Below are 12,925 nucleotides of genomic sequence, written 5' to 3' on the forward strand. Positions count from 1 at the left end.
CGGTTCGCGTGCGTCGATGAACGGTCGACTCCGGCCGCGACTCAACCCCTTCGAATCCGCGCTCCAGAGGGGCACCGGAACCGATCCACGCGTCGAAGATGCTTAAACATCCCCTGGCAAACCCTTATTCCGGCCCTCCCAGCCCGCCCACCCCTCAGTAGGTCCATAACCGCCCGCAAGAGCTGTAAGGCAAGTCACAACCAAAGCAGTAAACCCTCTCTAACTTTGGGTAATTGCCACAGGTGAACGCAAGATCTCGTCCACCCGATCGGCCGCCGCCGGGGGCAGATCTTGCTTACAGCGGTGCCCCTTCGTTACTGTCCCCCGGTCCCCATTACAGTCAGGTCACGAAGTAGGACGACGAGCGAACCACCCCCGAGGTTGGCTCACCGGGTTCCCCCGCCCGCAGTCCTCGACCCGGCTCCCCGACGATGGAAGGCCCTGTCTTGGCTTCACACCGCTCCCCCGGCGGCCAAGCTCCTTCCCCGGCACTGAAGGACGCACTCGAAGGTGCGGTCGTCCGTGTCCGGGGTGCGCACCGCATCGCCCCGCCCTCTTCGGCCCTTCGCGGCCGTGTCGTGGTTGCCGCTGTCGCGGCCGGCGCCTTCGCCGCTGCCGCTGCGGGCTCGACGCTCAAGACAGTCACCTCCGATGCTCCGGTCACCCCCCTGGCCAACAGCCAGGACGCCAGCGCGTCGCTCACCGCGGGAGGTGCGGGCACCGGGGGCGCCCCCGAGCTCCTGCCGACCGGACACACCGTCGACGCCTCTGCCGAGGCCGCGAAGCTCTCCGACAGCGCCTCCGTCACCCAGGCCCGTGAGCAGCGCGAAGCCGACGCCGCCCGCCGGGCCGCCGAAGAAGCCGCTCGCCCCAAGACCTGCCTTCCGGCCCACGGGACCTTCACCTCGGGCTTCGGCGCCCGGTGGGGCACGAGCCACCTCGGCATCGACATCGCCAACTCGATCGGCACGCCGATCTACGCCGCCTCCGACGGCACCGTGATCGAGGCCGGCCCGGCCAGCGGCTTCGGCCTCTGGGTCCGGATCCAGCTCGACGACGGCACGGTCCAGGTCTACGGCCACATGAACAGCTTCTCCGTCAAGGAGGGCCAGAAGGTCAAGTGCGGCCAGCAGATCGCCGAGATCGGCAACCGCGGCCAGAGCACCGGCCCGCACCTGCACTTCGAGGTCTGGCAGAACGGCACGAAGAAGATCGACCCCCGCCCGTGGCTCGCCGCGCGCGGCATCGTGCTCTGATCCCCGCCTCGCGCGCAGACACGGAAATCTCGCAGTAGCACGCAAAACCGGGCTGTGAGCTGAAGTCCGCCAGACCCGGCGACCAGTGGTCCAGGCCACCGCGAAACGAGAGCCGAGCACGCGCAGAGCCGCGCCACACCGCTCCGGTGCCCTCAGGGCACCCGAGAACACGCTCAGGCCCCTCAGAAACGTTCTGAGCACCCGGAAACGGCTACCGCTGCCCACCCGGCAACCGCCGGATGAAGTACGCGACCGCGACCTGCCACACCGTGCACAGTTCCGCGCGCCGCCGCCGCACCGGCAGCCAGCCGAAGACGACGCCCTCCCCGGCGCCCCCCGCGGAGCGGACACGCGCGGCTCGACGCGTCGTCCAGCGGCGTCCCCGGCCGCAGGTGACACATCGGCCGTCCGCTCCCAGCTCGTGCTGCCTGAGCAGCGCTCGCCAGGCGGCGGCCAGCCGGCACGCCTCCGCTCCCGCACGCGAAGGATTTCCTGAAGCCCCCGAAAGGCCCGGACCCCGATCCGGAACCCTCGACCCCAGGACTCCTCGCAGGTATTTTTGTACCCCTTCGGCCAACAGGTGAAACAGCACCGGGTCCACACCGGTCTCCCCCTCCGTCGAACTCGTGTTCGATGACGGGGTCAGTTCTACCGGCGGGGTACGACGATTCCGGCGCCGATCCGCGGGATCGGCGCCGGGTTCACTCGGACGGGTGTTAGAGCTTCACCATCGGCACGCTGCCGATCAGCATCAGGCGGACCTTGCCGGCCGCGCCGAAGTCGATCGTCGCCGTGGCGCGCGGGCCGACGCCGTCGCACGAGATCACCGTGCCCAGGCCGTACTTGTCGTGGCTGACGCGGTCGCCGACGTCCAGCTTCAGCGCCACCGTGTCCTTCCAGCCCTTGCCGAACGACGGCGTGCCGGAGGACGAAGGCGACGACGTGTTCCGACGGCCGCCCCACGTGGTCGCCGCCCGCGGCGTCCCGCCGCCGCGCGACCCGGAACCGAACCCGAACCCGGCGCTGGAGGGCTCCAGCCGCCGCCAGTCGACGAGGTCGCCCGGCAGCTCGTCCAGGAACCGCGAAGCCGGGTTCATCGAAGGCTGGCCCCACGCCGAGCGCGTGATCGCGCGCGAGACGTACAGCCGCTGCCGCGCCCGCGTGATCGCGACGTACGCCAGCCGCCGTTCCTCGGCCAGCTCGGTCGGGTCGCCCAGCGCGCGCATGTGCGGGAAAACGCCGTCCTCCCAACCGGTGCAGAAGACCACCGGGTACTCCAGGCCCTTCGCGGTGTGGACGGTCATCAGCGTGACCACGCCCGCGCCGCCGTCGCCTTCCTCGCCGCCGTCGGGCGAAGGCACCGAGTCGGCGTCCGCCACCAGCGACACGCGCTCGAGGAACGCGGGCAGCGAACCCGGCGCCGGGACACCGGGTTCCACGACCAGCTCGGCGTTCTCGTCCGCGACGACCTCGGCGGTGATCTCGGTGAACTCGCGCGCGACCGTGACGAGCTCGTCCAGGTTCTCGACGCGCGTGTGGTCCTGCGGGTCGTCGGACTCCTCGAGCTCGATGCGGTAGCCGGTCTTGTCCAGCACGGCTTCGAGGACGTCGTGCACCTCGGCGCCTTCGGAAACCAGCGTGCCCAGCTCGTCGAGCATCGCGACGAACCCCTTGATCGCCTTGACCGAGCGCGGGTTCAGCAGCGGCACCTTGTCTTCGGTGGCGTCCCGAAGCGCCGTGGCGAACGAAATCCGCTCGCGCTCGGCGTGCGTCGCCACGACGGCTTCGGCGCGGTCGCCGATGCCGCGCTTGGGCACGTTCAGCACGCGCCGCAGGCTGACCGTGTCCTCCGGGTTCGCCAGCACGCGCAGGTACGCGATCATGTCGCGGACTTCGCGCCGCTCGTAGAACCGCACGCCGCCGACGACCTTGTACGGCAGGCCGAGCCGGATGAAGATCTCTTCGAAGACCCGGGACTGGTTGTTGGTGCGGTAGAAGACGGCGACGTCGGAGTAGTCGGCTTCGCCCTTCTCTGCCAGCGAATCGATTTCGCCCGCGACGAACGCGGCTTCGTCGTGGTCGTTGTCCGCGACGTAGCCGACGATCTTCTCGCCGTCGCCCGAATCCGTCCACAGCCGCTTGGCGCGGCGGTTGGGGTTGCGCTCGATGACGGCGTTGGCCGCGGACAGGATCGTCTGCGTGGAGCGGTAGTTCTGCTCCAGCAGGATGGTGTGCGCGTTGGGGAAGTCCCGCTCGAACTCCTCGATGTTGCGGATCGTCGCGCCGCGGAAGGCGTAGATCGACTGGTCCGCGTCACCGACGACGCACAGTTCGGCCGGCTCGACGCCCGCCTCGTTCGGCGCGGTCCCGGCCAGCTCGCGCACCAGGGTGTACTGCGCGTGGTTCGTGTCCTGGTACTCGTCGACCAGCACGTGGCGGAAGCGCCGCCGGTAGTACTCGGCGACGTCCGGGAACGCCTGCAGCAGCGAGACCGTGCGCATGATGAGGTCGTCGAAGTCGAAGGCGTTGGCCAGGTTGAGGCGCCGCTGGTACTCGACGTACACCTCGGCGACGCGCCGCTCGAGGTCGTTGGCCGCGTTCGCCGCCGCGGTCTCCGGGTCGGTCAGCTCGTTCTTCAGGTTCGAGATGTGCACGGCGAGCGTGCGGGCCGCGTAGCGCTTCGGGTCGATGTCGAGGTCGCGCGCGACGAGCGTGATGAGCCGCTTGGTGTCGTCGGAGTCGTAGATGGAGAAGTTCGACGACATGCCGAGCGTCTTGGCTTCACGGCGCAGGATCCGCACGCACATCGAGTGGAACGTCGAGACCCACATGGCGTTCGCGCGGCGCCCGACGAGCGCCGCGACGCGCTCGCGCATTTCCGCGGCGGCCTTGTTGGTGAACGTGATCGCCATGATTTCGCCGGGGTGCACGCGGCGCTGCCCGAGCAGGTAGGCGATGCGGCGGGTCAGCACCCGGGTCTTGCCCGATCCCGCGCCCGCCACCACCAGCAGCGGGCCACCGGCGTGGGTGACGGCTTCGCGCTGGGCGGGGTTCAGGTCGTCGAGCAGATCGGCCTGCCCGCCGGAAGCGGGCTTGCGCGCGGGGGTCTCGGCGGGGAGATCGAAGAGGGTGTCCATCGTCTGTCCACGCTACCCCGGGCGGGCAGGAGGGCGGCAGAGCGTGCCGACGCGGCGGGTCCGGTTGCGGGCGGGCGGCGGTGAGCGGGCGGCGGTTTTCGGTTGGGGCGAAGCCGGCTCACGCGGGCGGGCGGTGGTGAGCGGTCGGGGCGGATCGGTGGCGGGCGGGCCCCCGCCGGCGGGCGGGCGGGACGGGGTCGGCTTGGGCGGGCCGACGCGGCGGGTCCGGTCGCGGACACGCCGGCGCCGGGCAGACGTCTTGAATGAGTCATTCAGGTCTTCGGACGTCCTGAATGACTCATTCATGTCGTCCGGCGACATGAATGAGTCATTCACGTCGTTTCAGCCGGGCCCGCTACCGCGCCGGGCGTAGCCGCATGTGTCGCCTGGCGTCCGACGCGCCGCGGCCCGGCCGCGCGGAGCATCGGTTGGCATGGAAGACAACCGCACCGCCCGGATCCGGGCCGCCGACGCCGATCGTGAGCGCGTCGCCACCTCCGTCCAGACCGCCGGCTCCGAAGGCCGGCTCACCCTCGAAGAGGTCGAAGAGCGCCTCACCCGCGTCTACGCCGCCAAGTTCACCGACGAACTCGCCGCCCTCACCGCCGACCTGCCGCGGCCCGCGGCTCCGCGGCCCGGTTTCCCGCTCACCCGCGACGCGCTGCGGCGGCATCCCGCGCTTCGGCTGCACCTCGCCGTCGTGGTGGCGGTCGCCGTGCTGGTGGTCGTCCGGTGGGCGGTGCTGGGCGCCGGGTTCTTCTGGCCCGCCTTCCCGATGTTCTGGCTGGCGGTCAGTCTCTTCGTTCATGCCCGGGTGCGCTCGTTCCGGGAGCGCCCCGGGAACGCTGTGCCATACTGAAGCCATGCGGCACCACGCAGAGCGATTTTTTTACGGGACCCGGACTCCGGCTCCCGTGATCGCGTAGTGCCCGAACCGCCATCACGCCAGCCCCGGAGTCCACGGACCCGGGGCTGTCGCCGTCCCAGGGGCCGGGTCCGGGCACCGAGGGAGAGGTCCCGATGAACGCACAAGCGACGAACGCCGACGGCCAGCCCGCCGAGCACACGCCCGCCGGGGACGACATCGCGTCGCTCCGCGAGGAGATCGACTGGCTGGACAAGGAGATCCTGCGGCTGGTGAAGCGCCGGGTCGAGGTGTCCAAGACGATCGGGGCCGCGCGGATGGCCGCCGGCGGGACGCGGATCGTCTACAACCGCGAGATGGACGTGCTCGCGCGCTACCGCGAGCTGGGCCCGGAAGGCCGTCAGCTGGCCATGGCGCTGCTGGAGCTGGGCCGCGGCAAGCTCGGCCGGTAACGGTTGCCCGAATTCCGGGTCTTCCCGGAGGCACCGGCGGCCCGGCTACGGGCAGACTGGAGCCATGGACTGGCTCGTGAACCTCATCGCCGTCATCGTCGCGCTCGCGAGCGTGCTGGCCGCGCTGGGCCATGTGGGGTATCTGGCGCTGCTGAACAACGCGGCGGGTAAGCGGGCCGGCGGTGCGCCGGTTTCGCAGTACGTGCGCAGCCGCTGGGCTGTTGCCGGCGGTACCACCGCCGCGTCGCTGTTCGCCTGGTTGCTCACGGCCGGGGGACCGACGCTCGACATCGTGGCGATCCTCGTCGCGGCCGGTAGCGGCGTGGTGGCGACGAAGGCGCTGCAGTCCACACGCGACCGTTACCGCACGGGAGGCTGACCTCCCTGAACTGGGCTGATGGCGCTGGGTGAAACTGCGCAGCGTCACCCTCCCCCGATCGGTCGCGCCCGACAGAGTGAAACCTGTGCAACTTGCAGGTTTGGGCGGGACTTTCTACGCCGGATGCTCCTAGGGTTGACGCCGTGAGGACCCTTGCGTTCGGGTCGGGCGGAGCCCGGAGGACGCGCGGGGGCATCAGCCCCGCGCGCCCCGCTTCGCATGCGCGTGCATTTGCGCAGGATTCGGAACGCGAAGCCGCCCGTGAGGATGCTCCGATCGGGTTCCGTTGCGCCCGAACGGCATCAGGACCGTACGGCCGGGTGGTCGAACCGACATGACCCACGGCACGGAGTTCCACGGACGCGGCAGCGCGCCCGCGCATCCCGGGCGGCACCGGCTCGGCGGCACCGAGAGCTGGACGCCGCCGCTGCCCCCGAACCGCGCGGGCCGGCGGCACGCGGCCGGCCACGCGCCGGTCGACCCGCCCGTGTCCGGGTCGCTTCCGTTGGCACCGCCGAGGTCGGGTGGGGCTTACCCGAGGTCCGGGCCGATGTCGTTCCCCTACGCGCAACCGGGGACCGTCCCCCGGCAGGCGGCGGAGTCCTTCCTCGACGAGCAGCCGGGCGCTCTCGGCCGGCCGATTCCCGCATCGTTCCCCTATGCGCAGCCGGGGGCCATGCCCCAGCAGGCGTCCGGGGCCTCGCCTTTCGCACCGCCGGGGGACCTGCCCCAGCACGTGTCCGGGTCCCTGCCCCTCCCCCAGCCGGGGTCCGGAGCACCGCCCTTCGAGCAGCCCGTGTCCGGCACGCTGCCGCAACCGCGCGACCGGCGCCCCGCGCCCCCGCTCTTCCCCGCTGCGCACGGCGACCTCCCCCTCGACGACGAAGCCGGGCCGGTCACCACCGAATCCCGCGCCGACCAGGCCGCCCGGCGCACCCGCGTCTCGCTGGCCTCCCCCCAGCCGCGCCGCACGGACCCCGAAGACGACGACGTCCTCATCTACGCCGCGCCCCCCATCGACGGGCTCGGTGGCTTCACCATCGGGTCCGTGCCCGCCTCCGTCACCCCGCCCAAGACCTGGAAGAAGGCGGCCTGGTTCGCCACCGGCGCGTCCGGTGCCGTGGTCGTCGGGCTGCTCTTCGCCGGTTCCTACCTCGTCGGGAAGCCGCCGATGGACCAGGCCGTGCAGGGCGCGTGGCCCGGCTACCAGGGCGCTCCCAGCGTCATCGACCCCACCGACGATGCGAGGCCGACTTCCCGGCAAGGCGGGTCCGCTCCCGGCCCCGACACCTCGTCCCGGCCGGACCAGCCGGCCGGGCGGACCAGCGGCGGTGGTACCGGTCCCGTCGACGGTTCCGTCCCGCCGCCCGCCGCCGACGACAGCAGCGCCGCCCCGGGAACGACCGGCGCCGACACCCCGAGCGCGCGGCCGCAGAAGCCGCCCGTCACGCCCGCCCAGCGGGAAACCCCGGTCAAGCCGCCGTGGTGGTACTCCTTCCCGCCGGACGCCCAGACCATGGGCGACAACTCGGAGAAGTTCTTCAACACCGTCACCACCGACCCCGCCGCGGCGTCCGCGGTGACCACCGGCGAGCTGCACGACCAGGGCCCGCGGGCCCTCGCCGACCGCTACGCCGGCATCGCCTACTTCGAGGTCCGCAAAATCAGCATCGACCAGCAGCGCGGCGTCACGGTGAACACCGTCGAGATCACCCACACCGACGGTTCCAAGACGATCGAGGAGCGCACGCTGACGTTCGGGGACGGCGACAAGATCGCGGCTGACGGCCAGTAACCAACCCTGCACGTGCGGTTCGCCCGTTCCGATGCACGTGCGGTGCGCCGAACGGTTACCCCTGGTCCGGGTGGGTGACATATGCTGCCGCTCGTCGTATCGCGACGGCATTCCGGCGACAGAGCCTGGTGGTGCCCGTCCGCACAGGGTTACCTGACGACAGCGGATCCGGAACCGGCCACGAGTCGGCCACCCGGACCAACGGAAACCCGGCGAACGGCCGAGTGACCGTCCCCGGAACCCAGAGCGAGGACATTCGTGCTTGATCGGCAGCGCACACGGCGTGAGGTACCCAACGCCGTCCGCGTCGAGGACGTGATCCCGGCCGAGATACTCGACGGCGTCGGCGACGCCGACCGCGACTATCTCGAGCAGGTCTTCCGCGATCCGCAGAAGTTCCTGCCGCCGCGCCCGGAACCCGTCCGCGAGCCGGAACGGGCCGAGGACGACGGCGATCCCGAGAGCCGGTTCGTCCGCCGCGCCAAGCTGGCCGGGCTCGTCGCCGCCGGTGCGCTCGTCGCCGGCGCGGTGGTCGCCGCGCCGATGCTGACCAGCGCGCACCGCGCGGTGTCCGAAGGCGGCCAGTCCACGCCCGCCGGCTTCAGCGGCGCCGCGGAGCTCGGCGGCCTCGCCGTCCCGCAGCACCAGGCCGGCGGCGGCGCACCCGAGCAGCCCAGCACGCCCGCGCCGGGCACGCACTCCGGTGGCGGGCCCTCGGCGTCGGAGTCGACCGGCGGGAGCCCGCGCACCGAGGCCGTGGCCGCGCCCGCCGACGCCGTGCCGGACAAGGCCGCCGACGCGCGCAGCGCCGCCCGGAAGATCCAGGCCGTCAAGGACTTCTACGCCGCCATCGCGAAGGACTCGACGGGCGCGCTGGCGCTGCTGAGCCCGACGCTGGCCGACGGCGCGGCCGGCGAGCTGGTCCGCACCTGGAGCTCGATGGACGCCATCGACGTCCAGGAGGCCGACACGCAGATCAAGCCGGACGGCTCGATCCTCGCGGTCGCGACCCTGCACCGGCCGGACGGCGCCCTGGTCCGCGTGACCCAGCTGTTCCGGGTGGCCGACAGCGGCGGGCTGATCACCGAAGCCGAGCTCGTCTCGGCCCAGTACATGTAGCCCTCGGCGATCACCCCTTCACCCGTGGTTCAAGTGCCCGTACCGGATTCGTGTGCGCAGAGTGAGCGCCTAGCCTTGTCACGGGCCGGTCTCAGTGAAGCCGGCACACAGCCCACGACATGTGCATACGCTCCAGCGAAGCGGCGTGCGCGTGGCCGCGTCACCAGGCACCGATCCTCACGCCCTGGTGAAGTCGGAGCCCAAAGGGAGGTCGCGTGAGCGACGAGGGTCGTCTGGTCGCCGGTCGGTACCGCATCGTCGGCCGGATCGGCACGGGCGCGATGGGGGCCGTCTGGCAGGCGCACGACGAAGTCCTGGGCCGCACGGTCGCCATCAAGCAGCTGCTCCTCCAGCCGCACCTGGACGAGCACGACGCCGAGGACGCGCGCCAGCGGACCATGCGCGAGGGCCGGATCGCCGCCCGCCTGCACCACCCGAACGCGATCTCCGTGTTCGACGTCGTCACCGACGACAGCGGGCAGCCGTGCCTGATCATGGAGTACCTCAACTCCACCAGCCTGGCCGCCGTGCTGCAGGAACGCCGCACGCTGCCGCCGACCGAGGTGGCGCGCATCGGCGCCCAGGTCGCCGCGGCGCTGCGCGAGGCGCACGCGGTCGGCATCGTGCACCGCGACATCAAGCCGGGCAACATCCTGCTCGCCCCCAACGGCACCGTGAAGATCACCGACTTCGGCATCTCGCGCGCCAAGGACGACGTCACGGTCACCAAGACCGGCATGATCGCCGGCACCCCCGCCTACCTGGCCCCGGAAGTCGCCATCGGCGGCGACCCGGGCCCGGAGTCCGACGTCTTCTCGCTCGGTTCGACGCTGTACGCGGCCTGCGAGGGCCAGCCGCCGTTCGGGCTGTCGGAGAACACGCTGAGCCTGCTGCACGCGGTCGCGGCCGGGCAGATCATCCCGCCGCGCCAGTCCGGGCCGCTGGCGAGCGTGCTGGCCGTGCTGCTGCACCCGGACGTCCAGCACCGGCCGACCGCCGAGGAGTGCGAGGAGCTGCTGGCGGCCGTCGCCCGCGGCGAGACGCCGCTCGGCGGCCCGGCGGACGAGACCATGATGGCGCCGGCCGCGGGCGTGCTCGGCGCGGCCGCCGTCGCCGACCCGAACGCCACGCAGATGTTCGACGAGATCCCAGCGGGGCACTCCGGCAGCCTCCTCGACGGCGGACAGGCCCCCACGCAGGCCGTCCCGTACTACGACGAGGACGACTACCCCGAGGGCACCGGCTACCCCGAGGACGACTACGACGGGTACGACCGCTACCCCGACGAGCACCAGCAGTACGCCGGCGGTGTCCCGCCCGGCCTGGCCGCGACCCGCGCGGTGCCGGTGCCGCCGCACGAGCAGGGCCCGTACGCGGACGACCCGTACGACGACTACGAGGACGAGCCGGCCCCGCCGCCCCCGCCGCGGCGTGCGCAGGCCAGCCCGGTCGACGACGAGGACGAGAAGCCCGGTGCCTGGAAGCGGCCGGCGATCATCGGCGGGGTCGTGGTCGTGGGCCTGGTCGCGCTCGCCGTCTGGCTGCTGAGCCCGAACAACCCGGAGGCGCCCGCCGCGCCGGTGTCGAGCAGCAAGCCCGCGCCGGTCGCGACGTCGGAGTCGCTGCCGTCGACGACCGAGGAACCGATCAGCACGGCGGACGTGCCGCCGCCGGCGTCGGAGACGTCCTCGTCGAAGCGCACGACCACGCCGCGGGAGACGCAGCCGGAGAAGACCACGACTCCGCGGACGACTCCGAAGACGACGACTTCGCAGCCGACGACCGAGACGCAGCCGACAGACACCGGAAGCACCGGGACGTCGACGCCCCCTAGCCCATGACCCGAGGTTTGTGTTGAGTTCCGAAGGCACCATCGTCGGCGGCCGGTTCCGGCTGGACCAGCCGATCGGCCGTGGCCGCGCGGGCATCGTGTGGCTGGCGTTCGACACGCGGCTGTTCCGCACCGTCGCGATGAAGCGGATGTACCTCCCCGTCGGCGCCGGCGAACGCGCCGAGCAGGCGCGCGCCGCCGCCATGCAGGAGGGCAAGGACGCCGCCCGGATCGAGCACCCCAGCGCGATCAAGGTGTTCGACGTGCTGCCCGACGGCCAGGACGTCTGGCTGGTGATGGAGTACATCCCGTCGCGCAGCATGGCGACGTTCCTCGCCGAGCACGGCAGGCTCACCCCCGACCAGGCCGCGCACCTGGGCATCCAGCTCGGCAACGCGCTCGCCGCGATCCACGCGGCCGGGTTCGTGCACCGCACGCTCGAGCCGGGCACGGTGCTGCTGGCCGACGACGGCGGCGTCAAGCTCACCGACATCGGCATCAGCGGCGGCGGGCCGCACGCGGCGTACGTGGCACCCGAGGTCGTGCGCGGGCTGCCGCCGACGCCGGCCGCCGACGTCTTCTCACTCGGCGCGACGCTGTACACGTCCGTGGAGGGCGTGCCGCCGTTCGGGGAGGACGGGCAGTCGTCCGAGCGGCCGGCGCAGAACGCGGGCGTGCTGACCGCGGCGCTGCGCAAGATGCTCCGCGGCGACCCGACGACGCGGCCGACGATGGCCGACACCGTCCGGGCGCTGAGCGCGATCACCGAGGGCCGCGAGACGGCGTTCATCCCGCCGACCAACCCCGGGATCCCGCCGCCTCCGCCCCCGCCGTTCAACCCGGGGCTGGCGCCCGCCGCGCCGCCGATGCCGCCGTCGGGACCGCAGTTCCAGCAGCAGATCCCGGTCGCCGCGCCCGGCTACTCCTCGGCGGAGGAGACCCAGCGGATGCAGCCGGTCCCGCCGCCGACGCAGTACGTGCCGGGGCCGGGACCGCGGCCCCAGCCGCAGGCCGGGACGTGGAACCTTCCGGTGTCGAAGAAGACGCTGATCACCGTGGCCGCGATCCTCGCGGCGGTCTTGGTGGGCATCCTCGTCTCGGAGCTGTTCTTCGTCTAAGCCACCTTGGCGGTCGCCGCGCGCATGGCTTCCAGCAGCGTGCGGACGGCCGGGTGGCCCCACATCCGGGACGCGACCGCGGCGTGGATCGCGCGGACCGGCTCCGGGTTGCGGATCCGGCGGACGACGACGCCGGGGTGCTGGGCGCCGAGCCCCAGCTCCGGGATGAGCCCGACGCCGATGCCGGCGGCGACGAACCCCTGCGCCGTCTGGTAGTCCTCGGACTCGACCACGACGTTCGGCGCGAACCCGGCGGACGCGCAGGCGCTGTCGAGGATGTCGCGGCAGATGCCGGGCAGGCCGTCGACGCCGACCCACGGCTCCTCGGCGAACTCCGTCAGGTCGAGCACGCGCTTGCGGGCCAGCGGGTGGGTCTTCGGCAGCACCGCGCGGTACGGGTCGTCGAGCAGGTGCACCAGCTCGACGCCCTTGCCGGGCGGCTTCGTGCGCGGGAAGACGGTGATCGCGACGTCGGCGTCACCCGCTTCGACGTCGGCCATCGGGTCGTCCGGTTCGACCAGCTTGAGGTCGAGGCGGACGCCGGGGTGCTCGCGGCGGACCGCGGCGATGGCGGGCGGCACGAGTGACGCGCCGGCCGTCGCGAAGTAGCGGATGGCGACGCGGCCGGTGCGGCCCTCCTTGAGCTCGGTCAACGCCGCTTCGGCCTTCGCCAGCTCGGTGCTCAGCTTCTCGGCGTGCTCGGACAGCAGTGCGCCCGCCGGCGTCGCCCGGACGCCGCGGCCGACGCGTTCGAGCAGCTCGGTGCCGGCTTCGCGTTCGAGGGCCGACAGCTGCTGGCTGATCGCGGACGGCGTGTAGCCGAGGTTGCGGGCCGCGGCGGTGATCGACCCGCTGGTGATGACGGCGCGGAGGACCTGCATGCGGCGGACGTCGAGCATGCCCCGATCGTACAGCTGAGCTTAAGCGTTCCTGCAGTTATTTTCGCTTGTCCTTACGTCTCGGCGGGGCGAAG

At 72.1% G+C, this 12,925-nt stretch carries 10 protein-coding genes; 8 read left to right on the top strand and 2 right to left on the bottom strand.

Annotation, left to right across the window (positions count from 1 at the left end; all coding sequences use genetic code 11):
- The first annotated feature begins 578 nt into the window (after positions 1-578).
- Entirely contained in the window at positions 579-1,256 is a 678-nt protein-coding gene (locus ACIQWX_RS01700) for a M23 family metallopeptidase (protein WP_400864177.1), read from the top strand.
- A gap of 716 nt (positions 1,257-1,972) precedes the next feature.
- Here ACIQWX_RS01700 and pcrA read toward each other — a convergent pair.
- Positions 1,973-4,393, bottom strand: a complete 2,421-nt coding sequence (gene pcrA / locus ACIQWX_RS01705) for a DNA helicase PcrA (RefSeq protein WP_400864180.1) — start codon at positions 4,391-4,393, stop codon at positions 1,973-1,975.
- Positions 4,394-4,826: 433 nt separating this feature from the next.
- On the opposite strand from pcrA, the gene ACIQWX_RS01710 reads away from it, so the two are divergent.
- The 7 genes from ACIQWX_RS01710 to ACIQWX_RS01740 all read left to right on the top strand — a co-directional run bounded on the left by ACIQWX_RS01710 (position 4,827) and on the right by ACIQWX_RS01740 (position 11,952).
- Entirely contained in the window at positions 4,827-5,252 is a 426-nt protein-coding gene (locus ACIQWX_RS01710) for a DUF1707 domain-containing protein (protein ID WP_400864182.1), read from the top strand.
- A gap of 161 nt (positions 5,253-5,413) precedes the next feature.
- Entirely contained in the window at positions 5,414-5,710 is a 297-nt protein-coding gene (locus tag ACIQWX_RS01715; RefSeq protein ID WP_372672366.1) for a chorismate mutase, read from the top strand.
- A 64-nt stretch (positions 5,711-5,774) separates the two neighbouring features.
- On the top strand, positions 5,775-6,089 hold the full coding sequence (locus ACIQWX_RS01720) for a hypothetical protein (protein WP_400864185.1): 315 nt from the start codon (positions 5,775-5,777) through the stop codon (positions 6,087-6,089).
- A 334-nt stretch (positions 6,090-6,423) separates the two neighbouring features.
- Complete coding sequence (locus ACIQWX_RS01725) at positions 6,424-7,884, top strand: hypothetical protein (RefSeq protein WP_400864187.1); 1,461 nt, start codon at positions 6,424-6,426, stop codon at positions 7,882-7,884.
- Positions 7,885-8,142: 258 nt separating this feature from the next.
- The gene (locus tag ACIQWX_RS01730; RefSeq protein ID WP_400864190.1) at positions 8,143-9,003 is read left to right on the top strand and encodes a hypothetical protein; all 861 of its coding nucleotides are present in this window, start codon (positions 8,143-8,145) and stop codon (positions 9,001-9,003) included.
- 215 nt (positions 9,004-9,218) lie between these two features.
- A complete protein-coding gene (locus ACIQWX_RS01735) occupies positions 9,219-10,844 on the top strand; it encodes a serine/threonine-protein kinase (protein WP_400864193.1) in 1,626 nt (541 codons plus the stop codon).
- A gap of 13 nt (positions 10,845-10,857) precedes the next feature.
- Positions 10,858-11,952 carry a serine/threonine-protein kinase gene (locus ACIQWX_RS01740; RefSeq protein WP_400864196.1) on the top strand — a complete coding sequence of 365 codons (1,095 nt, stop codon included), beginning with the start codon at positions 10,858-10,860 and terminating at the stop codon, positions 11,950-11,952.
- Here the strand turns inward: ACIQWX_RS01740 and ACIQWX_RS01745 are convergent.
- Positions 11,949-12,851 (bottom strand): LysR family transcriptional regulator, encoded by a 903-nt coding sequence (locus ACIQWX_RS01745; protein WP_400864198.1) that lies wholly within the window; start codon positions 12,849-12,851, stop codon positions 11,949-11,951. The two genes, ACIQWX_RS01740 and ACIQWX_RS01745, sit on opposite strands and share 4 nt — an antisense overlap.
- Positions 12,852-12,925 lie beyond the last annotated feature (74 nt).

Source organism: Amycolatopsis sp. NPDC098790, assembly GCF_044759945.1.
Classification (GTDB): Bacteria; Actinomycetota; Actinomycetes; order Mycobacteriales; family Pseudonocardiaceae; genus Amycolatopsis.